Origin of the sequence: Gluconobacter sp. P5B12 (assembly GCF_018812035.1) — a bacterium.
Taxonomy (GTDB): domain Bacteria; phylum Pseudomonadota; class Alphaproteobacteria; order Acetobacterales; family Acetobacteraceae; genus Gluconobacter.
Genome location: NZ_JACRVV010000001.1, coordinates 24,871 through 50,437, shown reverse-complemented (window position 1 = coordinate 50,437; position 25,567 = coordinate 24,871). Strand labels below are relative to the sequence as shown.

Below are 25,567 nucleotides of genomic sequence, written 5' to 3'. Positions count from 1 at the left end.
GCCTGATCGGCCGACTGAGTTCAGGCTGGCGCCACGAGCTGTGAAAGCTTGCGCGCCAGAGCTTCTGTGCTGAAAGGTTTCACCAGCAAAGCACATCCAGGTTCAAGCAGGCCTTCATCCAGAATATTCTGCTCCGCATAGCCGGTAATGAACAGAATTTTCAGATCGGGAAATCTGTCTCGCATCCGCGCAGCGAGCTGCCGCCCGTTCATTCCCCCTGGCATGCCGATATCCGTGATCATCACGCTGGGCTGAATGCCATTTGAAAAACGATCTGACAGTTCCAGAGCTGAAATACCGTCTTCTGCTGTCAAAACCCGCGCGCCCAGATCTCCAACGACATCACTGACAATAAGGCGGACCGCTTCCTCGTCATCCACAACCAGAACCAGCTTCCCAGACAGCCGAACAGACGCCGTTTTTGTCAGCAAATCACCTTTCGAAACATCTGCTACCAACAGGTCGGCTGGGCCGTCATAACGGGGCAGCCACAGACTGACTGATGTTCCTTCTCCGGGCCGGGACCTGATCTGCGCCTGCCCACCAGACTGACGGGCGAAACCATAGATCATGCTCAACCCCAGACCTGTCCCCCTCCCCAGAGGCTTGGTCGTGAAAAACGGATCAAACGCGCGCTGAAGCGTCTCTTCCGCCATGCCGCAGCCGTTATCCTCAACCTTCAAAAGCACGTAGTCGCCAACGGACACACCCGCTTCGTGACTGGCCACAGGGCCCAGAGAAGTATTGGCGCTCACAATCCGAATGGTTCCGCCGCTCTCCTGCATGGCATCCCGTGCGTTGATACAGAGATTGAGCACTGCGTTCTCAAGCTGGTTGGCATCCACCCGTGTCGTCCAGATACCCTGTTGCAGATCAAACTGGATCGACACCAACGGGCCGACACTCCCGCGCAAGAGCGTCTCCAGACCACACACCAGACCATTCACATCCGTAGGAACCGGATCCAGCGGCTGACGACGCGAGAACGCCAGCAAACGGTGTGTCAGGGATGCTGCACGCCGCACCGCGTCCTGTGACGCCGTGATATAACGGTCAAGACCAACAGTCCGTCCCTGCACCAGTCGGGTTTCAAGGAGTTCGAGACTTCCACCTATTCCGGCGAGAAGGTTGTTGAAGTCATGAGCAAGGCCCCCCGTTAACTGGCCCACGGCTTCCATCTTCTGGGACTGACGCAACTGCTCTTCCAGATCATTGCGTTCAGTAATGTCGCGGCCAACACCGTAAATGGTGTCACCTTCATTATTGAAATTCCAGTTATACAGCCGCCATGTGCCGTTCCGGTGCTTCATCCGCACATCCAGTGCGACATCGGACCCAGGCGTACTGAGCCGAACCCGGTCAAACGCTTCACAGACCGCAGCCTGATCGTCCGGATGACACAAAGCTTCAATCCTCAGCCCGATCAGTCCTTCCTGCGTATAGCCCAGCGCCCGCAGCCAGGAGGGGCTGACGGCCATATAGTGACCACTGCGACTGATGATGACGAACAAATCTTTGGCGATGGTCCAGAGGCGGTCACGCTCCCGCGTTCGCTGGCGGATCCGCTCCTCCAGCATCACGTTCATCTCACGCAGTTCCTGCTGGGTCTTGGCCTGGCGCATGGCAGCATGGGTGCGGTCCGCCACAGCGCGTGTGAAAACGATTTCTTCTTCCGTCCAGACATGCGGAACCGTGGAGTACACACACATCACGCCAACCAGCCTGCCAAACTTGAACAGGGGGACATGAAGAAGAGCGCAAATATTGAGATTTTCGAAGCGTTCGACATGCTTGAGCGTCAAGGCATCCAGACGCACATCCGAAATCGCGACAGTCCGCCCACGCGCCAGAAGCGGTCCGTAATCGCCATAATCGCGGAAGGCATGAAATCCACGAATGGATGTCTGATGCTGAATCTTGCTTCCTGATCCAAGCGTGACCGTGCGCATGGCGCCGATCAGAATACCTGTTCCCGCTTCGTCAACTGTCCCGTAAGCAGCACAGTTTACGGAGAGCTCGCGACACAGGATCTGGGCGGCAACGCCTTCCATTTCATCAGCATTTTCTAGGGCGCGCAGCCGATCTCCAAGCTCCACCAAAGCTGCCTGACGCAGAGACTGTCTCTTGCTGTGATCAATATCGAGCACAATCCCAGGAAAACGCAGCGGGCGTCTGTCTTCGGTCAGATCGCAGCGACCATTCCCTTCAAACCACCGCGTCCCCATCGGTGTGCGGACACGGAATTCGAAATCACATTGTCCGCCCGTATGCAGGGCATTCGTAATAGCGGCTGCAACACGCCCCTGATCTTCAGGCTCAATGGCGGCATAGAACGCGGTAGCTGGAACACCCTGCTCCAGTGCCTTTGCGTCGAGGCCCAGCGTTTCAGCCAGGCGGGCATCCCCGATCACGAGAGAGGAATTGTCATCCCACATCCATGTTCCGGCAATAGCGCCTGCGTCCAGTGCAAGCTGAAGCCGAAGACTGGATTGATTGACTTCCGTCAGATCACGTCCGGTCGCCAGAAGACGCTGAACGTCCCCGTCTTCTCCGAAGATCGGCGTAACGGCGACATCCCAGAAGCGGCGGTTTCCCCGCATGGTACTGGCATAGCCCTGAAAACGCCCCGCCTCTCCACTCAAGGCCGTCTTAACTGCTTGCATGGCCATGATACGAGCCTGACCTCGCCACAGATCAACCCAAGGCACACCGTGCAAGATAATCGGGCTATCGAGCTCCATGGCCTCGATACCACCTGCGTTGATGAACCGGATGCACCCGTCCAGATCGAGGATATGAATGCAGTCCGGAGAGCTGGACAGAAGAAGATGGGTAAAGGCCTCACTGGACCTGAGCGCTTCAGCAACCATGGAAGCATTTGAAACATCCATGATCACACCGACGGAATACAGATCCTCGCGGTCGAGCTGATCATCATCCCGCCAACCTCGAATGAGCAGATGCCGCACCATTGTCGGCCCCTGCGCATGCGAAACCATAAGGCGGACACGGTATTCGAAGCTGCCCTCTTCCCTGAGTTCGTCTTCTGCAACGCTCTCGTAAGCAGCGCGATCGTCCGGATGGAGGCAAGCATATGCGTCCTCCATCGGAAGCCCTTGCATCAAGCGTTCCGGAGGAAGCCCCCAGATCTGCGCAAAACGTTCATCCCCGAACAGAATACGGCGCGTCAGGTTGCAACGGAAAAAACCCATTTCTGCGGCTTCAGCCATACGCTTGATACGGCGGTCCAGCCGATGAAGCTGACTGGCCAATCCGGAGCCATCTGCCATCGAAAATGATTGGGCAATATGGCGCGCACACAGTGCCTGAACATTCTCCAGCCCCGGCGTTTTACATCTGACACACAACCAGACCTCGGGAGCGTTTTCATAAACCGGGAGGCAGCAAACACCCTTAGGATTTCCGCTTTCAAGCTCGGCGAGAAAACTGCTGTCTCCGCCAGAAGCTATCACCCATTCCCCACGACGATCCCGCATGACCAGCGCAGCAGCCCCACCACCCAGACTGGCTGCCAGGGCCAGCAGATGCTCTGAGAAGTCTTCAAGAGCTGTTCTGATCTGATGCACGATCGAAGGAAGAGCATTGCCACTGGCTTGCGCTACTTCTGAACCGGCCGTCATGCTGTCTCTCCCGGTCACGCCGCTTTTCCCGGATGGACGAGGGCCGACCTCACACTAACAGATCTGCACAGGAACGCAGCCTCCTGCCTGTGTCCTTTTCCATAAAACCTTTGCGACCATCAAGACCTTGCTGCGTTTCCTTCGCCATGTGCCATCCGATGAAGAAGGAAACCCGCCATGCTTGGAATTGATCTGAGTGGTCGTACAGCCCTTGTCACAGGGTCCACTGGCGGGATCGGGCTCGCCATAGCGCGGCGCCTGGCCGAAGCTGGCGCAACCGTCATCATCAACGGCCGTAAACAGGAAAGCGTAGACAAAGCGCTGGACGTTCTGCGGGAACGTATTCCTGGTGGCACTTTCCGCAGTGTGGTGGCGGATGTTGGCACTGCCGAAGGGTGTGACACGCTTGTGAACACTGAAGGCGCTGTTGATATCCTGATCAACAATGCCGGAATTTTCGGCCCCAATGACTTCTTCAAGACCACGGATGAAAGCTGGCAGAAGCTGTTCGAAGTCAACCTCTTTTCCGGTGTCAGGCTGGCCCGCGCCTACATGCCCGGCATGAAAGAGCGTAACTGGGGCCGTGTCCTTTTCATTGCATCGGAATCTGCAATCAACATTCCGGTGGAAATGATCGACTACGGTGTCAGCAAGACGGCCATGCTGGGTCTGGCCCGCGGTCTGGCCAAGGATATGGCGGGGACGAATGTCACGGTAAATTCCATCCTGCCAGGACCGACACTTTCCGAGGGCGTAGAAGACATGCTTAAGGCGCAGAACCCTGACAGCACGCAGCCTGTGGAAGAGCTTGCGGCGGATTTCGTCCGGAAGCACCGCCCAAGCAACATCCTTCAGCGCATGGCAACAGTGGACGAAGTCGCGAATATCGTTGTTTACACAGCATCGCCCCTCGCCTCTGCCACGACGGGCGCAGCTTTGCGGGTTGATGGTGGAACCGTCGATACGATCTAAAGACCCGAGTTGAGAATAAAAAAAGCCCCGGCGCCTTTCGACGTCGGGGCTTTTTTATGGGGTGTTACAGGCTCAGCCGCGACGTGCAGCGGCCAGCTTCTGATCTGTGCGATACTGGCTCAACGCATACACGGACCAGATTGCAGCCGGAATCCAGCCAATAACAGTGACCTGAAGGAACAGGCAGATAATGCCTGCGAACGGGCGACCAATGGTGAAGAACTGAAGCCACGGCAGAAGCAGGGCAAGAATGAGACGCATAAGATAGTCCTTTCCTAAAACAGGGTCTGTCATTCTTCGTCAGGTCTGACATGGATGCAATGTTTCATCCGCCATGTCCGCCGTCAGGCACACTCACCAGTTTCACGACAAATCAGTTCCAGCAGCAGCAGAGACCGACCGGTGACGGTGTATTCATGCTTCTGGTCAAAGACTTCTTTCTCAATCTCGCCACCAGCGTCTGGCTGGTTTGTGTCCAGCAGAAGCTTCCACCGGCCTTCTCCTGTCTCTGGCAGTATGAATGGAACGGCGTCTTTCCATCCATTAAATACAAGCAGAACAGTCGCATCTGACCCGCGTCGCATGATGCCACTCCGCTGGCTGCGACCGTCGATCATCAGACCAAAACACTGATCGTGCCCCCAGTCTTCCGGCATCATCTGATTGCCATTAGCTGTCAGCCAGGTGAGTTCCTGAACATCCAGCTCTTTATTGTAAGCCTCCGTCAGAAAGCGCCCGCGCCGAAGAATGGGATACCGGCGCCTCAACCCCGTTAAGCGGTGAACGAAACTCTGAAGTTGGGCACCTTCTTTACCGATCTCCCAATTCAGCCACGAAATCTCACTGTCCTGACAATAGGCATTGTTGTTCCCCTGCTGCGTACGGCCAAATTCGTCACCGGCCAGAAGCATGGGCGTTCCCTGTGACAGCAGCAGCGTGGACAGCATGTTCCTGCATTGGCGCCAGCGGATGGCGTTAATATCCGGGTCTTCTGTCGGTCCTTCCACACCATAATTGAAGGATCGGTTATCGGGGGAGCCATCCTTGCCCTCTTCCCCGTTCGCATCGTTATGGCGCTCGTTGTAAGAAACGCAGTCCATGAGCGTGAAACCATCATGAGCCGTGACAAAATTCACGCTGGCCCATGTCTGCCGTCCGCTGTGGTTGAAACGGTCCGGGCTGGCCAGAAGCCTGGGCGCCAGCGCGCCCGACTTGGCCTCGCCGCGCCAGAAATCACGAACAGTGTCCCGAAACGTGTCGTTCCACTCTGCCCAGCCCGGCGGAAAATTCCCAACCTGATAACCACCCGGACCAACGTCCCAAGGCTCGGCAATCAGTTTCACATGCGACAGCACCGGGTCCTGCCGGCAGACACGCAGAAACGTTGCATCATTATGGAAACCATCTTCTTCACGGGCAAGAATTGTTCCGAGGTCAAACCGAAATCCATCAACGCCCATTTCCTTGACCCAATATCTCAAACTGTCCGCAACAAAGCGGATGCAGTTCAGATGCGTCAGGCTGAATGTGTTTCCGGTTCCCGTTTCGTTTATGTAATGTCTTTTACTGTCTGGCATGAGCCGGTAATATGAAACATTATCCAGCCCGCGGAATGACAGCGTCGGGCCAAGTTCATTGCCCTCCGCTGTATGATTATAAACAACGTCGAGAATAACTTCGAGGCCCGCCTCATGACAGGCACGCACCAAAGCCCGGAATTCCTGAGCCGCATTATCAGGCTCTGCAGCGTAATGGCTTTCGGGGGCAAAAAAGCCGATCGTATTATAGCCCCAGTAATTCCTGAGGCCTTTATCTGCCAGAAATTTGCTACTGACAAAGCTCTGAACAGGCAGGAATTCCACCGCCGTCACACCCATATCCCGAATACTTTTCAAAAGTTTCGGGTCTGACAGTCCGGCATAGGTTCCACGCAGTTTCTCAGGCACTGCACCATTCAGCCGCGTATATCCTTTCACATGCATTTCGTAGATGACCGTATCCGTCCAGGGTGTGTCAGGATGGTCAAAATGCTGAGGTGTCGGATCTATGATGATCGCTTTTGGTACGAATGATGCACTGTCTGCCGTACTGTAACTCAGGTCCTTGTCAGGATGGTCCAGCTCATATCCAAACAGGGAAGGATCCCATGTCAGATCGCCATGAAATGCCCTAGCGTACGGATCCATCAGCAATTTGTTGGGATTGAACCGATGTCCTTCATCCGGCTCATAAGGCCCATGAACACGGTAACCATATAACTGCCCCGGCTTCAGATCCGGGATCCATCCATGAAAAACATGATCGGTATATTCGGGCAGACGGATCCGGTCTGTTTCACGTGTTCCGTCTTCATCAAAAAGGCAGACTTCAACAGCTTTGGCGTGGGCAGAAAAAACGGCGAAATTGACCCCGGAATCGTCATACGTAGCTCCGAGATTATTGGGGTTTCCTTCCTGTAATCCCTTCTGGCGCGAACTGCTCATCTTGATTGTTCCAGCAAAAACGCAAGCCAGCTTTCCTGCCCCGTGGCAGAGCCGTGCGGCTTTCAAGGCGGTAACGCTGGAGCGGGGCCTGACATGGCTGTAAATTATTTGTGAAGGCGTTTCCAACACCATTCATCAGACGTTGTGCCCTCGACAAAGCCAAAAAATATCCAACTCCGCATGATAGCGAGAAGGGTGTGTGTGATGACAACGAATACGCCCGTATCAGCCCTGAGAGAACTGCAACTCCTGTCTGTGGCTGCGGAGATCTATCCGCTGATCAAGACCGGAGGGCTGGGAGATGTTGTTGGCTCACTGCCGGCCGCACTTGAACCTCATAGAATCTGCACGCGTACCCTCGTTCCCGGCTACCCAGCCGTTCTGCACGCACTCTGCAATCGCAAAGAAACGATCCGGATTGATAATGTTCTTGGATATACCGTCACGATCTGGGAAGGCCGGACCGATGGAAACACGCTCTATGTCGTAGACGTCCCAGAACTCTATAACCGTCCCGGCAATCCATATCTTGCTCCAGACGGGCAGCCCTGGAGCGACAACGGCATCCGTTACGCAGTCCTCTGCCGAGCGGCTGCCCTGATTGCCTCCGGAACACTCCCGAGCTGGAAGCCCGACGCAGTTCTGAGCCATGACTGGCACGCCGGGCTGGTTGCCGCCTATCTGCGCTATATGGAGGGCCCGACACCGCCGGTCGCCCATGTCGTGCATAATCTCGCGTTTCAAGGGCTCTTTCCCCGCGAAATGCTGCATACATTCGGTTTGCCAGACTGGTCTTTTACCTTCGACCAACTCGAATATTACGGCCAGATCAGCTTCATGAAGGCTGCGCTCCAGCTTTCAGATCGGCTGATCAGTGTGTCACCAACCTATGCAGAAGAAATTCAGACCCCTGAGGAAGGAATGGGGCTGGATACCGTCCTGCGGGCACGTTCCAACGCCTTGACCGGTATTCTGAATGGCGTGGACCTTCGGGAATGGAACCCCATGACCGATCCCTCCGTCTTTTTTCCTTATGCGGTCGGAGACATCATCGCGCGCCGTGCGAACAAGCGTGTGTTTCAGGCTGAGTTTGGCCTTCCCCAGAAATCGGATGCTCTGCTTCTCGGGATGGTCAGTCGTCTGACAACACAAAAAGGGGCTGACCTTCTCGCAAAGCTGGCCCCTCGCCTCTTTCAGGAGGATATCCAGCTCGCTGTTGTCGGTGTGGGTGATGAAGGCATCATGCAGGAGTTTGCGACCCTACGAAGCCGGTATCCGCAAAATTTCGTCTGCCATCTGCGGTACAGCGAGACACTTGGCCACAGACTGCACTCTGCGGTCGATGCATCCCTGATCCCTTCCCGTTTTGAACCCTGCGGCCTGACGCAGTTTCATGCGCTGCGATACGGATCAATCCCAATTGCAGCCCGTGTGGGAGGGCTGAGCGACACCATTATTGATGCCAATTCGGCCGCTGTGTCAGAGGGCGTTGCAAACGGAATCCTGTTTTCTCCCACAACGGAAGACATGCTGTATCTGGCAATCCGCCGCGCGCAGGCATTGTTTCGTCAAAAAGCCGTCTGGGCACGGATGCAGCGGAATGGGGCCCTGCACGATGTGTCCTGGAATGGCAAAGCCGCGCAATACGCCCGCCTGCTGCAGGATATGACCGGCCATGAAACAGTTATGACAGAGCCGGGCAGTGATATCGCCCCACGCCGGGCCGATCCGGCATCGGCACGTCCACGGCTGTCACGGCAGGTTGCCCGGATGCCGCGCACCGCGGGCGACACAGCCACGTCCGCACTTGTTCCATTCACGCCCCGTACGGGCACCCGATCCTGAAGGTTTTCCGCATAATGGCTCGTCCGGTCGATCCCGTTCTTCAATCCATGACAGACGCACTTATGGCCGGGCAGTGCAGTGACCCGTTTGCTCTGCTCGGCCGCCACCGGGATCATCGGCAGGATATTGTGAGAGTCTTTTACCCCGATGCTGTGGAAGTCCATCTTATGGTGGAACAGGCATCAGGGCAGGTTTTGGAAAAAACCATGCGACGGATCGATGATCGCGGCCTGTATTCCGCCACGCTCCCCCGCTCCGCCCGCTATCGCCTGCGTATCCGCTGGGCCGACGCCTGGCAGGACACCCATGATCCATACAGCTTCGGATTACTTCTGGGCGACATGGATCTGTACCTTTTTTCGGAAGGGAAACATCAGCAGATCGACCGGATGATGGGCGCCATTCCCATGGCCGTTGAGGGTGTAAATGGCGTCCGCTTCGCAGTGTGGGCACCAAATGCCAAACGTGTCTCCGTCGTTGGCGACTTCAATATCTGGGATGGCCGCCGGCACTGCATGCGCCTGCGTCATGGCTCTGGCGTGTGGGAGTTGTTCATTCCCGGCGTACACGCTGGAGAGCGTTACAAATACGAAATAGTCTCTCAGGATGGACACGTTCTCCCCGCCAAGGCTGACCCCTATGCAAAAGCAACGGAACTTCCGCCTGCCAATGCCTCTGTTATTGCAGCGCCAGATGACTTTGTCTGGCACGATGCAGACTGGATGAGAACGCGAGCAGCCAGACACGCGAGTCAGGCTCCCATTTCAATTTACGAAGTTCACGCCCCCTCATGGCGGCATCCCCAGCATGGCAATGACATCATGACATGGGAGGAGCTTGGAGATGCGCTCATTCCGTATCTTCAGGATCTGGGATTCACTCATTTGGAGCTCCTCCCGATCGCAGAATATCCCTATTCCGGCTCATGGGGTTATCAGCCGCTCAGCCTGTATGCGCCTACAGTGCGCCATGGTTCACGTGCTCAATTTGCCAACTTCGTTAATCGTTGCCACCAGGCTGGCCTCGGCGTCATTATCGACTGGGTCCCTGCCCATTTCCCTGCTGACCAGCATGGGCTGAGCCAGTTCGATGGCACACACCTGTATGAACATGCAGACCCGCAGGAAGGCTATCATCAGGACTGGCACACGCTGATTTATAATTACGGACGCAATGAAGTCTGCGGTTTTCTGGCGGGGAGCGCCCTGCACTGGCTGGAACAGTTCCACGTCGACGGTCTGCGCGTCGATGCTGTCGCGTCCATGCTGTACCGGGATTACAGCCGCAAGGAAGGGGAATGGCGCCCCAACATTCATGGAGGGCGCGAAAATCTGGAAGCGGTCAATTTCCTGCGCCATCTGTCAGAAACTCTGGAAGACCTCCACCCCGACACAATGCTGATCGCAGAAGAGTCGACGTCCTGGCCAGGCGTGACAGCGCCCGCCGGAACAGGCGGTCTGGGCTTTACCTACAAATGGAATATGGGCTGGATGCATGACACGCTGCGGTACATGGAGCTTGATCCACTCTGGCGCAGTTACCACGCAAACGACATCACTTTCGGCATGATCTATGCTTATTCGGAACGTTTTATCCTGCCACTTTCCCATGATGAGGTTGTTCACGGCAAAGGGTCTCTCCTGACCAAAATGCCGGGAGATGAGTGGCAGAAACATGCCAATCTGCGCGTACTCTATGCCCTGATGTGGGCCTATCCGGGCCGAAAACTTCTCTTCATGGGCGGAGAGCTGGCTCAACCGCACGAATGGAATCATGAAGGTGAGTTGGCGTGGTATCGGCTGTGGGACGGGTATGGCCGCGGCATGCATGACACGGTTCGTTCCATCAACACGCTGTATCGCTCTCACCCTGCTCTTCACGCTTCCGATGATGAGCATGAAGGATTTCAGTGGCTCGTTGCCGACGATATCGCCAACACCGTTTTTGCCTGGCTCAGACAGTCTCCAGATGCACGCCCTGTTCTTGTTGTGGGCAACATGACGCCTGTTCCGCGCATGAACTACCGCATTGGCGTTCCATGGCGCGGTGAATGGCGAGAACTCCTCAACACAGACGCAGCCCATCTGGGTGGAAGCAATCTCGGCAATCATGGGCAGGTGTATGCCGAGGATATTCCCGCCCACGGCATGCCACACTCTGTCGAACTGATCCTCCCCCCCCTTGCCGTGCTTTATCTTTCTCCAGCTCCCTGAGACAAAGGACGCAGCGCATGTCTTCCTTCAGGTTTAAAAACCGCCTGGGTGCAGAACTCATCGCTCCCGATCGGACACGGTTCACGCTCTGGGCTCCCTCCTGTGAGAGAGTTTTCGTGGAGGTGGAGGACCTTCCGCCCATCGCCATGAGGCGGCACGCAGATGGAACATTCGTCGCTGAAGCACCTTGTGGTGCCGGGTCACGATACCTCTACCGCGTCCGCGACAATGTCACGGTTCCTGACCCGGCCAGCCGCTTTCAGCCTGATGGCGTCCATGGGCGAAGCGAAATTCTTGACCCCGATTTTTATGATTGGAAAACACCAGACTGGAAGGGGCGCCCATGGGAAGAAACAATCATTTACGAGACGCATCTGGGTCTTGAAGGCAATTATGAGGGCATGAAAGCCCGTCTTCAGGAACTGGCGGATCTGGGCATCACAACGGTTCAGTTCATGCCGGTCAACAGTTTCAGTGGTCACTGGAACTGGGGATATGATGGCGTTCTGGTTTATGCCCCAACGCCAGCTTATGGACGGCCAGAAGCCCTGAAGGACCTGGTCGACCATGCTCATTCACTGGGGCTGATGGTCTTTTTAGATGTTGTCTACAATCACTTCGGGCCAGATGGGAATTACCTGCTGGAATATGCCAAGGGCTTTTTCGACCCGCGCTACGACACGCCCTGGGGTGATGGTATCGACTTCCATAACCCGATCGTAGCGGATTTCTTTATCGACAATGCGCTTTACTGGCTGATGGAATATCGCTTCGACGGCCTCCGCATTGATGCGGCGTGGGCCATTACGGATCGTCAATGGTTTTATAAACTTCAGAGCCGCATTCACAAAACCGTCGAAAAGGGCCGCCACGTTCATTTAATTCTTGAAAACGAGAATAATGACGCAGGCCTTCTCCGCGATGGTTATTCTGGACAATGGAGCGAAGACTGGCACCACACCCTGACCGTCATGCTCAGCGGAGAGGACAAGGGGTTTTTCCTGCCGTTTCATCACGAAACAACCGGCTTGCTCAAACGTGTCCTGACAGAGGGGCTTGCGTGGCAGGGCGAATTTTTTCCACCGCGCCAGAAAACGCGTGGCAGTCCGAGCAGCGATTTGCCTCCAACAAAATTCGTAACGTTTTTACAAAACCATGATCAGATCGGTAATCGCCCTCTGGGGGAAAGATTGATCACCCTTTCTGATTCGAACGCCTTCAAAGCCGCCTATGCGCTGCTTCTTCTTTGCCCCATGACGCCAATGCTGTTCCTTGGGGAAGAGTGGGGCTCAAAAACGCCATTCTATTTCTTTTCGGATTTTCACGGTGCCATTGGCGAGAAAGTCCGCCGTGGGCGCGAAGAACAGTTTGCCGAATACTGCAACCTGACGGACCCGGAAATTCTTGCGACACTTCCTAGCCCCACTGACCCGAAAACATTTCGAATTTCTCGCCCGGACCGAGCCGAACGGGACACACCGGAAGGTCAGGCATGGCTTGCCAGAACAAAAGAAATTTTGGCCTTACGCCATTCCAAAATTACGCCGCACCTGAAAGGAGCTTACAGCGCGGGAGCTGATATTCTGGGAGAAAAAGCTGTCATTGCCTCCTGGACTCTTGGAGACGGCAGCCTGTTGACCCTCGCCGTTAATCTGGGGCCAGACACGGTGTCAGTTCCCGAGCCAGAACACATCTTTTACGAAACCAGCCCTAAACGAGTATCCCAGACACTTCCGCCCGGAACGCTCGTTGCGGCACTTGGCCGCGCCTTTTAAGCGGGGCGACTTACAAAACTACAGCGGACGGTCGCCCTGGCTGGACGCTGTTTTTTCGTTCAGCCAGCCGCCTTGGAATCCCGCGCGCTTTAAGCCATCACGCAGATAAGGATTCTTTTTCATCGTGTTCCACACAAAGCCACTGCGCCAGTTTTCCAGCATCAGCAGAATAGGTCCCTGATCAATGCCAAGCTGCTGCCCGTCGACCCAGTAATCATTCTTGTCTTTGAACGACGGGTTGAAAGAGTCCAGGAAGCCATACTGATTGTAAATCCGGCTTCCGTAGCGCTTGCGCATCTCTTCCAGTGCGGGAAGAGCAATTTCAGGCGCGAAGGCAATCGATCCGCCCGCGGCTGTTGGTGCAATGGTGCCATCGTCCAGAATGTAATCCCGGCCCGCCCCGCGCGCGCTGTAGGCGAGGTAATGGCGATGCTTGCCGTCATAATCCTGCTGAATGTCCCCGGGGCCATCGCAGGCGGTCAGACCCCAGATATTGGCACCGTAGTCCTTCCAGTCTCCGGGATTAGCCTGTGCGTAAGCACGCTGCGCGTACACGGCTTCACGCCCGTTTTGGAAATAGTCATCATCATGCTTGCGATTGAAATCGTCCTGAATGCCACGGAAATCAATCCAGGATTCGCTGTACTGGTGGCCGAAGAGTGGCGCGAAATTCAGCAGCTTATGGCCTTGGAAATCTCCCCACTGCCCATCGTAAGTAGCCGTCCAGGTCTTCCATGTGTCGGCCGGAAGAGGATGCGTCGGTGATGCAATGGCCAGAAGATAAATGATCAGCCCTTCGTTATAGCCCTTCCAGTCCGTCGTGATGAACGTATTGGGCGGCGACCACCCCATACTCAGCCAAGGGCCATGCGCTTTCATCCACGTCCAGTCGATACGGCGATACAGGCGATCGGCAATGTCGCGGATTTCTTTTTCCTGCGCAGTATCCCGGTCATAATACGACTGGGAAAATAGAACGCCGCCCATGAGAAGCGTTGTATCTACACTGGAAAGTTCAGACCAGTCCGCGACGCGCAGGCCGGTATTGGGGTCCAGAAAATGGTAGAAAAAGCCTTTGTACCCTGCCGCACCTGAAACCTTGTCGTTCTGCGGCAGACCAATCAGAAATCTCAGGGTCGTCAGCGTGCGGTCGGCAGCCTGCTGGCGGGTTATGTATCCGCGCTCCGCTCCAATCCCATAAGCCGTCAAACCGAAGCCCACACCCGCAATGCTCGCAGCCCCATTCGGCAGCGGAGAGCGATCAGGGATCAGCCCATTCTTGGGGTTGGCCGTATCCCAGAACCAGCGGAACGTCCGATGTTCCAGATCTTCCACAAAAGTCTGATCGGCCGCCGTGAGGGATGGTGGTTTGTCGGCCTGCGGTATCGCCGCACCTGCTGCGATGGCAGATCCTGAAAAGAGGGCAAGGTGCACAACCCCTGCCGCTACTCCAGTCCGGAGAAAACGGGAGGATGAAGCACAGAACTTTTGTCCTGCACGTCGTGCTGTCGAGAGAAACCTGCTGCCTGGCGCAGGCTGCATCCGAAAGTCAGTGCTCATAGGCTCACCATAAGCGCAGAAGATGCATCACTTGAACGTGGTGTTACATCACAACGGCGTGATGTCTGCGAGGCTTGGAAAACTGCCAGAAATATCGAAAATTATCCACTCTGAAAATCGAACTTCCGGAACGGTTTTGTAAGCTTTCGTTACATAGACGATTCTCACATCCCCGATGTCGTCAGACCTCCAGAAGACGAGCAGCAATTTCTGCCGTTACGAAGGCTGCAATCATCTCAGGACGCTTGTCCCGCACGCCAAAATCTCCAATCGGGCACACCAGTTTATCAATCTGCTGCTGTGGGATGTCGATTGCCCGGAACGCACTCTCAAAGCGTTTGCGTTTCGTGCGAGAGCCGATCATCCCCACGTATCGCAGATCATTTCGCGCCAACGCTGCCCCCGTAATGAGGGCATCCAGAGTGTGACTTTGTGTCAGCACCAGAACGCCCGAACCAGCAGGCGCTGCATTCAATGTGCTTTCCCAGTCTGATGTGACCTGTGCTTCGACTGTTGGCGGAACAGGCCCGAACTCATCTTGCCGCGCATCAACCCAGACAAGCCTGAGGGGCAGAAGCGCCAGTGATTTCGCCAGCGCTCTCCCTACGTGCCCAGCCCCGAACAGAATCAACTGAGGCAGCGTCTCCCGCTCTTTCCAGGCCTGACGCTCAATGTCATCCAGGTTTCGTATGCGCTCGATGCTCACCGTCACAGCGCCGCCACAGCACTGGTTGATGGCAGGCCCCAGCGGGATATGACGTTCCAGATGGTCTGCACCATCAGTCAGGAGGGCCCGGGCATCCGCCATGCAGTCCCACTCCAGACGCCCGCCACCGATCGTGCCAACCTGCTCGTGTTGTGTGAGGAGCATATAGGCCCCGGCCTCACGCGGGGTGGACCCTTTGGCGACCAGAACCGTAATTCTGGCCACCGCCTCCCCCGCATCACGCCAGCGGCGGATGGCTTCCAACATGGTCAGTCGATCTCGCCACGCAGGCTCATGGCAGTCCGCAGAACCCGTTCCGGCGTCGCGGGCGCATCAAGCTGCGGACAGGTCTTGTAGTCATTCAGGCTGGCGAGAGCGTCTGAAATGGCCTGAAGGACGGCCACACCATGCACAAAGGGAGGCTCCCCAACGGCCTTGGAGCGGAAAATCGTCTCCTCCTGGTTCGGAGCATTTTCCAGCAGTTCCACATTGAAAATCCGTGGCCGATCGGAACAGGCCGGGATCTTGTAGGTGCTGGGTGCATGTGTCCGCAGACGACCAGCAGGATCCCAGACCAGCTCTTCCATCGTCAGCCAGCCCGCACCCTGCACGAAGCCACCTTCGATCTGCCCGACATCAATTTCTGGATTCAGGGACTGCCCGGCGTCATGAAGAATATCCACGCGGTCCATGGTGTTCTCACCTGTCAGCAGATCAATGGAGACTTCCGCACACGCCGCACCATAGGCAAAGTAAAAAAACGGACGACCCCGCCCTGTTGCAGGGTCCCAGGAGATCTTGGGTGTCTTGTAGAACCCATTGGAAGACAGGGAGATACGGGCGAAATAGACCTGCCAGGCCAGTTGCTGGAAAGTCATGACGTCTGACCCGACATGCACGCCATCTGGCAGGAACTGCACGTCTTCTTCCGCGACATTCCACTTTTCGGCAGCAAACGCGATCATGCGGCGCTTGATCTTGGTAATGGCGTCCAGAACAGCCATGCCGTTCAAATCCGCCCCGGAAGACGCAGCCGTTGCAGACGTGTTGGGAACCTTGCCCGTTGTAGTGGCTGTGATGCGAACGCGATCGGACGTCAGGCCAAACTCACGCATGGCAATCTGCACCATTTTCGTGTGCAGACCCTGCCCCATTTCGGTCCCGCCATGGTTCACCTGCACGGAACCATCCGTGTAGACATGAACCAGCGCACCAGCCTGATTGTAATGTGTCGCCGTGAAAGAAATGCCGAATTTCACCGGCGTCAGGGCAATCCCGCGCTTGATGTATCGACTGGTTTTATTGAAAGCGCGGATCTCTTCCTTGCGCTTTGCATAATCGCAGCGCCGTACCAGTTCCGTGACGATTTCCCGGCTGATCGAGTCTTCCACCGTCATGTGATACGGCGTGATGTTCCGGTCTGTCGTTCCATAAAAATTGCGCAGCCGCACAGTCACAGGATCAAGCCCTGTCGCAAATGCGACTTCCTCGATAACACGCTCCGCCGCGACAATACCCTGCGGACCACCAAAGCCTCGATAGGCCGTGTTGGACTGCGTATTGGTTCGGAGTGGCTCGGAACGGAACCGCACATCCGGATAGAAATACGCGTTGTCCGCATGAAACAGCGCACGATCCACAACAGGGCCGGACAGATCGGCGGACCAGCCACAGCGAGCGGCCAGAACCATATCGACTGCCAGAATGTCCCCGTCATCCGTAAAGCCGACATCATAATCCACGACAAAATCATGCCGCTTGCCGGTCATCATCATGTCGTCGTCACGGTCCAGACGCATCTTGGCAGCCTGGCCGGTCAGATCAGCCGCAATAGCCGCCAGACAGGCCGCAGCATTGGCCTGCGTTTCCTTGCCACCAAAGCCACCGCCCATCCGGCGCACTTCAGTCGTGACCAGATGATGGGGCCGCCCCAGAACACACGCCACCAGATGCTGCGTTTCAGACGGATGCTGCGTGGAAGACCAGACGCGCATTTCCCCAGCCTCACCTGGCTGAGCCAGAGCGGCCTGCCCTTCAAGGTAGAAATGCTCCTGGCCGCCCATCGTGATACTGCCAGACAGACGACGCGGTGCGGCAGCCAGTCCGGCATCCACATCACCACGCTTCATGACCAGCGGACGCCAGACCAGATCGCCGCCAGCTTCCCGCGCCTGAGCGACGTTCAGGATAGCAGGCTTCTCTTCATACTCGATCTTTGCAAGCCGGACGGCCTGACGGGCAGCCTGCCGGGACGTCGCCACTACGGCAAACATCGGCTGACCCCAGTAATAGACATGATCCGTGGCCAACAGGGGCTCGTCATGCGCATGCACCGGGCTGATCTCGTTCTCGCCCGGAACATCCTCGGCCGTCAGAACCCGCACCACACCCGGAGCAGACCGCACGGCGCTCAGATCCATGGACACGATCCGCGCATGAGCCTTGGTGCTCAGCCCCGGGACGACATGCAGCATGCCTTTCGGCTCCGGCATATCGTCGATGTAGTTCGCACGCCCTGCCACATGCAGGATCGCACTTTCATGCTTCATGCTGGTGGAGGCCGCACCCTGAACCATCGGCATCTTCCGAGCTTCAGACATGGGCCAGCCCTCCCGTACGGGCCAGACGCGCCTGTGGACCGCCCGTTGTTTCCTCAAAGAAGCGCGTCAGCAGATTCGCGGCGACTGTCCGGCGATACCAGTCTGTGGCGCGCATATCCGTCAAAGGCGTGAAGTCCTGCGCAATCGCGGCTCTTGCGGCGTCCAGCGTTGCTTCTTCCCACGGGCGGCCGAGCAGCGCGGCTTCAGCATTCGCTGCACGCTTCGGTGTTGCTGCCATCCCACCATAGGCCAGCCGGATAGACGTAATGATTCCGTCTGCATTCCGACGCATGAAAAAAGCCCCCAGAACCGCTGAGATATCCTGATCGAACCGTTTGGAAATCTTGTAAGCGCGGAACTGAACGTCCTTTTCAGGAACCGGAAGGGTAACGGCTTCCACAAACTCCCCGGGCCGCCGATCCTGCTTTCCATAAGCAATGAAATAGGCTTCCAGAGGCATGGAGCGACGTTCATTGCCCAGTCGCAGATGCAGGGTTGCACCAGCAGCAATGAACATCGGCGGCCCGTCACCAATTGGAGAACCGTTGGCGATATTTCCACAGACTGTTGCGCTGTTCCGCACCTGCGTTGAACCCAGACGACGGATCATCTCTGCTGCATCGGGAAGGAGGTCTGCGATAAACGGCTTGGCTTCCTGATAAGTCACGGCAGCGCCGATCGTCAGGCCTTCATCCGTGAGCTCAACCTTCCGCAACTCAGGAACACGGCCGATCGAGACGACATGCCGCAGTTGCTTCATGCCTTTGGTCACCCACAGACCCACATCCGTTGCCCCGGCGACAATCGTGGCCTCGGGATGCTGCACCAATGTGTCGGCCAGAACATCTACAGTCGCCGGAATTGTTAGGGTGCCTTCTGCGCCCGACACCTGAACGGTTTCACCATCATTCAGCGCTGTTAGCCGCTCCGTAATCGTCGCAATCTGCGCATCGAAACGGTCCGGGCCGGCCGACATGGACTGTTTCATGGCGCGCACGATCGGCGCGTACCCGGTGCAGCGACAAAGATTTCCAGCCAAAGCGTCGTCAATCTGGGCGTCATCAACAGTTGCACCAGGCGTCTTGCGATACGCGGCCATGGACATGACAAAACCTGGCGTACAGAAACCGCACTGCGAACCGTGCTGTTCCACCATAGCAGCCTGCACGGGATGCGGTGCATCAGGCGTACCGAGGTCTTCAATCGTATAAACCTGCGCACCATCCAGCATGCTGACAAACTGAATACATGCATTCACAGCGCGCCAAACGAGCCGATCCTGATCCAGTCGTACGACCAGCACGGTGCACGCACCACAGTCACCTTCGTTGCAGCCCTCTTTCGTTCCGGTTTTGCCACGATCTCGTAGCCAGTCCAGAAGAGTCAGGGTCGGGTTCAGGCCATTCAGAGTGCAGTGCTCATCGCCCAGATAGAATTGTACAGCCTGTCTCATGATCCTTGCCCTCCATGAGGCAACACACGCAAAGCAAAACGGAAGAAGGCTGGCTGGACTGTCAAAGTTCGACCCTGGGTAAAGATGGGGAAACCCCGAATATGAAAATGGGAGACTAGCAGAGTCCTGCACTGAAGAGGGTGTTGCCGTCCATATCCAAGATACGCATAACGCGTTGCTTTTTCGAGAGCACAAATTACGCCCGCTGGAGCATACGACCGAGCACACTTCTGGCTTCGTTATGCAGCAGATTGAACGACGCCTTTTAAGTGCGCAGCCTTAGAGGAGGCCTTTCAGAACAGACCAGAGTTCGGGCTGCTCCACAGCACTGACTGTGAACCTCAACATGCTCGACGGTGCCTGCGTTGGAGAAAATAATGTTCCAGGCGCCAGAAGCATCCCTTTTGCAGATGCCGCCCGCGCAACGGCCTCAGAATCCTGTCCACAATCCGCCCAGACGAAAATACCTGCAGGCGGAAGATATGGCAGCGTGAGACCACATCCGATGAGCGCATCAGCACATTTCTGGCGCGCCTGATTGACCCTTTGCCGGAGCCGGGAAAGATGCCGACCGTAGTGTCCATCTTTCAGAAGACGCGCCATGACGTTTTCTCCCAGCTGCGGCGTACATAAGCCAGCCAGAAGTTTTAGGTCCGTCAGCCGCGCCACAATATCCGGACGGGCCGCCAGCACACCCACTCTCAGACCAGCCGCCATCGTCTTGGCATAGCCTGTGACGAGAATAACCCGTTGCAGGCGGTCCATGGATGCAAGACGAATAGCAGTTCCATCATGGAAATCCGCGTAGGTATCGTCTTCCAGAACCATGAAGTCATATTTCTCGGCCAAACGCAGGATATCATGCGCCGCTGCGGCTCCGAGAGTGTATCCCGTGGGGTTGTGAACGACGCTGTTAATCAGGAAAAGCTTCGGTTTATGCTCCGCAGCCAGACGCTCCAGAACCTCCAGATCCGGCCCTTCCCGTCCCCGCGGCACACTGATGATTCTTGCCTCGTAAGCCGCCAAACGACCAAAAATCAAAGGCCAGCCCGGTTCCTCGACCAGTACGGTATCTCCCCGCTGGACCATTAATCTCAGCACAAGATCAATTCCATGCGTAACACCCGCCGTCATCAGCAGATGATGATCCGGATGCGCAGCGATGCCCTGACCACCCAGCATGGCCGCAATATGTCGGCGTAACTGCGGGCTCCCCTGAGGGTGGCCGTACTGCAGCAACCCAGCAGAATCTTCCCGTGCGGCAGCCCGAATGGCGCTGGCGATCAGATCCGCATCCAGCCAGTGCGGTGGAAGAACACCAGATGCCGCAGTCAGGCGATTAGACTGCCCGGTGCCGAACATTTCGCGCAAAAGCCATGTCACATCGAGCTTTGACTGTTCCGGGGGCGCCTGCGTTATGGCTTCCGCAAAGACCGGCGGCTCGACGGGTGAGCGCACGAAATATCCCGCGCCCGGCCGTGACAAAACTAGCCCGCGCGCCAGAAGACGCTCATACGCTTCCATCACCGTATAGCGACTGAGCCCTGCGCTTTCGGCCATTTTGCGAACTGACGGCAAGCGGCTGCCGGGCCTGAGCCTGTGTGCCTCTATACGCTCGGCGAATTCAGTTTCGAGTTGCTCGACGAGCGTTGTGTCACCACCACGGACGGGCTTCCAGAGGGGAAATGTTCCATGCTGAGCTGGCGTTACTGTCATGGTCAAACCTCCGGAACAGTCTGAAAGAATCCTGTTCAACTGTACCGGTACTGTTCCGGTAATCCTTGTCATAGTGATCAGGATAATCCCGTCTGCAACAGGAAATTCCGTCATGCCGACTTACTGGCAGGCTTTTGCGCCTCTCGTTCTTTTCACGTTTGTCGCATCCGTTACGCCCGGCCCCAACAATATGATGCTGGCGTCTTCCGGGCTGACACACGGTTTCCGCCGAACGATCCCACACATGCTTGGGGTTGCGCTGGGGTTTGTCCTGATGGTGGTCATTCTCGGCCTTGGTTTGGGAAGCCTGTTCGAGCATGCACCCTGGTTTTACGTTGGCCTGAAATATGCCAGCGCGGCATATCTGCTCTGGCTGGCTTGGAAAATTGCTACATCCTCAGCAACGCCCGAAGCCAATGGGAAAGGAAAGCCCATCAGCTTCCTGCAGGCTGCTGGTTTCCAGTGGGTCAACCCGAAAGCCTGGGTCATGGCCGTCGGTATTGTTGCGGCCTATGTTCCGAAGGAAGGTTTCTTCTTCAACCTTGCCATTGCCGGCGTCATCTGTGGGTTGGTGAATTGCCCTTCCGTCGCGCTCTGGGCTGGCTTTGGCGCAGGCATGAAACGGTGGCTCCATCGGCCGTTTCTGTTACGGAGCTTCAACTATGCGATGGCTCTTTTACTGGTTGCGTCCCTTTACCCACTGGCTTTCGAAACGGCCTCTCGCTGAGTTTCAACTTCACAGCGGGTAATGGCAGGCGACCTGCCGTCCCTCACCGAACGGCTGAAGTACAGGACGTTCTGTTGTACAACGCGGCTGGGCAATCGGGCAGCGGGTATGGAAACGACACCCTGATGGCGGATTGACCGGGCTAGGCACGTCGCCTTGCAAAGGCGGCGGCAAGGCCCGATCCGGGCGCGGAACCGCATCCAGCAATGCTTTGGTATAGGGGTGTGCCGGCCGGTCCAGCACGTCCAGACCGTGTCCCTCTTCCACAATGCTGCCCAGATACATGACAGCAATCCGATCTGCCATTTGCCGGACAACGGACAGATCATGAGAAATAAAGATGCATGCCACGCCGAGAGAAGCCCGCAGATCCCCAAACAGATTGACGATCTGAGCCTGAACAGAAACGTCCAGTGCGGAAACGGGCTCGTCTGCGACAAGAAGCTCCGGCCCTAGCGCCAAAGCGCGGGCAATGTTCAACCTCTGTCTCTGCCCCCCGGAGAACTCATGCGGGAAACGCCCGGCGACTGACTGGGAAAGACCCACCTGATCAAGCAGTTCTGCAACGCGCTCCCTAACCCCGTGCCGACGATGAATGCGGAGGGGCTCGGCCAGAGACTCCCCCACCGTTCGACGTGGATTGAAGGCAGCAGAAGAATCCTGAAAGACCATCTGCATTCGCGCGCGCCAGGGGCGCATTGCGCGATCGGACAGTCCGGAAATTTCCTGCCCGTCGAACATAACCTTGCCAGATGTCGGCTGTGTCAGACCAATCAGAGTACGTCCCAGGGTCGACTTTCCGCATCCGGATTCCCCGACGAGCGCCAGAGCTTCTCCTTTCCGCACCTGCAGGGAAACACCCGAGACAGCATGCAGCACACGTCCCCGGCCAAGACGATAAGATTTCTCCAGATTGCGCGCTTCCAGCAGAACACTCATGCCGCATACAGGACACACGCCACGCGTCGTCCCTCCTCGATTTCAGTCAGCGGCGGACGCACGGCACATTCTGACCGAACGAAGCTGCATCTGGGAGCAAACACACACCCAGTTGGACGATCATCAGGTGTCGGCGGCTGACCTGGAATGGTTGGAAGCCGTTCGGGTCTAGGACCGTCCAGGGGTGGAATGGCCGCGAGCAACGCCTGCGTGTAGGGATGCAAGGGACGATCCAGCACATCCCGAACCGGGCCATTTTCAACCACCAGTCCGGAGTACATGACTGCCACATGTGTGCAGGCCTGCGCGACAACACCCATATCGTGCGTAATCAGCATGACCCCGGCGCCTTCCTCCCGAATTTCGCGCAGCAGTGTCAGAATCTGAGCCTGCACGGTGACGTCAAGCGCTGTCGTGGGCTCATCGGCAATCAACAGGGCCGGTGTGCAGGAGAGTGCCATCGCAATCATGGCGCGCTGGCGCAGACCGCCTGACAGTTGATGAGGGTACCGCTTTGCGGCCATGGCCGGATCGGGCACACCCATCCGCTCCAGAAGCTGCACCGTCCGTGCACGGGCCTCGCTTTTGCTGACGCGATGATGCAAACGGATCTGCTCGTCAATCTGCGCCCCTATAGACCTTACTGGCAAAAAAGCCGTCATCGGGTCCTGAAAGATCATCGCAATCCGCGCGCCCCGAAGCTTACGCATCACCTTGTCCGGGAGGTTGACCAGTTCCTGTCCAGAAAAGAGGATGCTCCCTGATGCTTTCAAACCGGGAAGAAGCCCCATGACGCTCATGGCCGTGAGGCTCTTGCCCGACCCGGATTCCCCCACGACCCCCAAAGCCTCGCCAGCATTCAGACGTAATGAAACACCTTCAAGGAGCCGCGTACCACCGGGCAGGTTTAGCTTCAGGCCCTGAATATCGAGCAACTGTTCAGCGTCCATGCTGACCATCCCTGATACGCGGATCGAGGAGCACATACAGTCCATCCACCAGAGCATTCGCAATGACAACGAATACGGCTGCATACATGACCGTCGCCATGATCAGAGGCAGATCCAGGGTGGCCAGAGCCTGATAGGTCAGACGTCCCACGCCCGGCAAAGCAAACACGACTTCTGTCAGCAACGCTCCGCCGCCTAGCAACTGGGCAAAATCCAGACCGAAGAGCGAGACATAGCTCAACCATGACAGTCGCAATCCATGCCAGAGCCAGACACGAGCTGGCCCTGCGCCTTTCGCTCTTGCCGTGCGGATGGAGTCTTCCCCCATTGCACTCAGAAGCTCTGATCGCAGGATGCGGGCATATAGTCCCATGAAGGAGACCGAGAGCGTCAGCGATGGAAGAAGCAGCGATTTCGCCCAGCCGATCGGACTTTGAGAGAGCGGCACATATCCCAGCGGAGGCACCCATCGAAACAGCCACGTATCGTGCCAGCGACTCTGGGTGAACAGATTGATCACCTCCCCGAGCCAGAAAACCGGCATGGACAGCCCGATCAGACCCAGCACCATCAGGACCCGGTCCACCCAGCTATCCCTTAGCACCGCGGACGCAACGCCAATTCCCAGAGATCCCACAACCCAGAAGAAGGCAGCCCACACAACGAGAGACAGCGTTACCGGCGCCGCAGACACCACTTCGGGCACGACTTTCTGACCGTGATTGACGAAAGACGTGAGATCTCTGCTGACGAACAGTTTCTCCATCATCCGCACGTACTGAACAGGCAACGGGCGGTCGAACCCATATTCGGCGCGGATCCGCGCCATGACCTGCGGGCTGGCGCCTCTTCCTGCGATACGCGCAGTCGGGTCTGCTCCGGGAGTGGCGAAGAAAATGCAGAATACCAGAACGGAAATGCCGAAAATCACCAGCGCCATCTGTCCGGTGCGCGACAGGAAACTGCGTATCATCGACCGGCTCCCTTCGGGTCCAGATGATCCCGAAGGGCATTCCCCAGAACATTCAGGGCCAGCACTGTCACGACAATCGCTATGCCCGGCGCTATGGCGACAATTGGCCTTGTATAAAGAAGGCCTTCTCCATCCTGAATGAGCGTTCCCCATGACGCTGCGGGGGCCTGCACACCAAGAGACAGAAAGGACAACGCCGATTCCGCCAGAAGGCACAGAGCCATGACGAGAGGCCCGAGAACGACCATCGAAGGCGCAAGACTGGGCAGGATTTCACGTCGGAGAATACGAAAATCTGAGGCTCCCATCCCCCGGGCAGCCAAGACGAATTCTGCTCGTGACAGACTCAGAACACGGGCTCGCAATGGGCGGGCGGCATACGGCACATAAACCAGCGCAATAATGCCTATGGGAATCAGAAAGCTATCGGCAGCAAGCGTTATAAACCCCAGATGAAGGCCATGCCCTACCGTTACAACCGACAGTGAAATGGCGAACAGGTAAACAGGGATAGCCCACAGGATATCGAGCAAGCGGGACAGGACGACATCCACCCAGCCCCCGAAATATCCGGCACAAATACCGATACTTCCCGAGAGGCACAGACACAGCAATGCGGCCGATGCCGCGATCAACAGGGAGCTTCGACCGCCATACAACAGACGAGACGCGACATCCCGTCCCTGGGAATCAGAACCCAGCATATAGGCGCCCGGTGACCAGTCAGGCCCCAGAGGCGTCAAACCCAGATGCAGAGGATTATCGTTGGGCTGCATCAGGTCCAGTGACTGGCCGTGACGTGTGGTGGTTCCAGCAATGTTGGAAGAAAACGGGTCCACTCCCGCCATTTGGGCGTAGAGCGGAGCGCATAAGCTCGCCAGAATGACGAGCCCCAATGCCGCGACTGCAAGAGCAACGCCTTTCTTGACGGAAAGCGCGCGGATCATTCGCAGAAAACCGTTTCCTCCCACACACACTCCCATCTGCCGATCTGTTCAGCCTACCGTTCTAGCG

Annotated in this window: 17 protein-coding genes; 5 read left to right on the top strand and 12 right to left on the bottom strand. The window is 56.8% G+C overall.

Annotation, left to right across the window (positions count from 1 at the left end; translation table 11 throughout):
• Positions 1-20 precede the first annotated feature (20 nt).
• Positions 21-3,641: a PAS domain-containing protein gene (locus KP702_RS00205; protein WP_202206218.1), complete on the bottom strand. Its 3,621-nt coding sequence runs from the start codon at positions 3,639-3,641 to the stop codon at positions 21-23.
• Between the two features lie 177 nt (positions 3,642-3,818).
• On the opposite strand from KP702_RS00205, the gene KP702_RS00200 reads away from it, so the two are divergent.
• A complete protein-coding gene (locus KP702_RS00200) occupies positions 3,819-4,613 on the top strand; it encodes an SDR family NAD(P)-dependent oxidoreductase (RefSeq protein WP_215768337.1) in 795 nt (264 codons plus the stop codon).
• A 72-nt stretch (positions 4,614-4,685) separates the two neighbouring features.
• Here KP702_RS00200 and KP702_RS00195 read toward each other — a convergent pair whose 3' ends face one another.
• Positions 4,686-4,874, bottom strand: a complete 189-nt coding sequence (locus KP702_RS00195) for a YqaE/Pmp3 family membrane protein (RefSeq protein ID WP_086634214.1) — start codon at positions 4,872-4,874, stop codon at positions 4,686-4,688.
• Between the two features lie 83 nt (positions 4,875-4,957).
• Complete coding sequence (gene glgX, locus KP702_RS00190; RefSeq protein WP_202206216.1) at positions 4,958-7,096, bottom strand: glycogen debranching protein GlgX; 2,139 nt, start codon at positions 7,094-7,096, stop codon at positions 4,958-4,960.
• 204 nt (positions 7,097-7,300) lie between these two features.
• On the opposite strand from glgX, the gene glgA reads away from it, so the two are divergent.
• From glgA to treZ, 3 genes are read left to right on the top strand one after another with little or no spacing between them, the layout of a single operon-like run.
• Positions 7,301-8,941 (top strand): glycogen synthase GlgA, encoded by a 1,641-nt coding sequence (gene glgA / locus KP702_RS00185; protein ID WP_202206215.1) that lies wholly within the window; start codon positions 7,301-7,303, stop codon positions 8,939-8,941.
• A 14-nt stretch (positions 8,942-8,955) separates the two neighbouring features.
• Complete coding sequence (gene glgB / locus KP702_RS00180) at positions 8,956-11,154, top strand: 1,4-alpha-glucan branching protein GlgB (RefSeq protein WP_215768336.1); 2,199 nt, start codon at positions 8,956-8,958, stop codon at positions 11,152-11,154.
• 17 nt (positions 11,155-11,171) lie between these two features.
• Positions 11,172-12,929 carry a malto-oligosyltrehalose trehalohydrolase gene (gene treZ, locus KP702_RS00175; protein WP_215768335.1) on the top strand — a complete coding sequence of 586 codons (1,758 nt, stop codon included), beginning with the start codon at positions 11,172-11,174 and terminating at the stop codon, positions 12,927-12,929.
• Between the two features lie 18 nt (positions 12,930-12,947).
• Here treZ and KP702_RS00170 read toward each other — a convergent pair whose 3' ends face one another.
• The 5 genes from KP702_RS00170 to KP702_RS00150 form a co-directional block, all read right to left on the bottom strand.
• A complete protein-coding gene (locus tag KP702_RS00170) occupies positions 12,948-14,489 on the bottom strand; it encodes a glucoamylase family protein (RefSeq protein ID WP_237389803.1) in 1,542 nt (513 codons plus the stop codon).
• Between the two features lie 181 nt (positions 14,490-14,670).
• The gene (gene xdhC / locus KP702_RS00165) at positions 14,671-15,462 is read right to left on the bottom strand and encodes a xanthine dehydrogenase accessory protein XdhC (RefSeq protein ID WP_202206212.1); all 792 of its coding nucleotides are present in this window, start codon (positions 15,460-15,462) and stop codon (positions 14,671-14,673) included.
• 2 nt (positions 15,463-15,464) lie between these two features.
• Complete coding sequence (gene xdhB / locus KP702_RS00160) at positions 15,465-17,795, bottom strand: xanthine dehydrogenase molybdopterin binding subunit (protein ID WP_202206211.1); 2,331 nt, start codon at positions 17,793-17,795, stop codon at positions 15,465-15,467.
• Complete coding sequence (xdhA, locus tag KP702_RS00155) at positions 17,788-19,248, bottom strand: xanthine dehydrogenase small subunit (protein ID WP_202206210.1); 1,461 nt, start codon at positions 19,246-19,248, stop codon at positions 17,788-17,790. Before xdhA ends, xdhB begins: the two co-directional genes overlap by 8 nt.
• A 279-nt stretch (positions 19,249-19,527) precedes the next feature.
• Positions 19,528-20,964: a PLP-dependent aminotransferase family protein gene (locus KP702_RS00150; RefSeq protein ID WP_252348480.1), complete on the bottom strand. Its 1,437-nt coding sequence runs from the start codon at positions 20,962-20,964 to the stop codon at positions 19,528-19,530.
• A 112-nt stretch (positions 20,965-21,076) separates the two neighbouring features.
• On the opposite strand from KP702_RS00150, the gene KP702_RS00145 reads away from it, so the two are divergent.
• Positions 21,077-21,691, top strand: a complete 615-nt coding sequence (locus KP702_RS00145; RefSeq protein WP_215768333.1) for a LysE family translocator — start codon at positions 21,077-21,079, stop codon at positions 21,689-21,691.
• Between the two features lie 9 nt (positions 21,692-21,700).
• Here the strand turns inward: KP702_RS00145 and KP702_RS00140 are convergent, their stop codons facing one another.
• From KP702_RS00140 to KP702_RS00125, 4 genes are read right to left on the bottom strand one after another with little or no spacing between them, the layout of a single operon-like run.
• Positions 21,701-22,630: an ABC transporter ATP-binding protein gene (locus tag KP702_RS00140; RefSeq protein WP_215768332.1), complete on the bottom strand. Its 930-nt coding sequence runs from the start codon at positions 22,628-22,630 to the stop codon at positions 21,701-21,703.
• A complete protein-coding gene (locus tag KP702_RS00135) occupies positions 22,627-23,580 on the bottom strand; it encodes an ABC transporter ATP-binding protein (protein WP_202206207.1) in 954 nt (317 codons plus the stop codon). Before KP702_RS00135 ends, KP702_RS00140 begins: the two co-directional genes overlap by 4 nt.
• On the bottom strand, positions 23,570-24,553 hold the full coding sequence (locus tag KP702_RS00130) for an ABC transporter permease (protein WP_202206206.1): 984 nt from the start codon (positions 24,551-24,553) through the stop codon (positions 23,570-23,572). The genes KP702_RS00135 and KP702_RS00130 overlap by 11 nt, the downstream gene beginning before the upstream one ends.
• Positions 24,550-25,500 carry an ABC transporter permease gene (locus KP702_RS00125; protein WP_215768331.1) on the bottom strand — a complete coding sequence of 317 codons (951 nt, stop codon included), beginning with the start codon at positions 25,498-25,500 and terminating at the stop codon, positions 24,550-24,552. Before KP702_RS00125 ends, KP702_RS00130 begins: the two co-directional genes overlap by 4 nt.
• Positions 25,501-25,567: the final 67 nt, after the last annotated feature.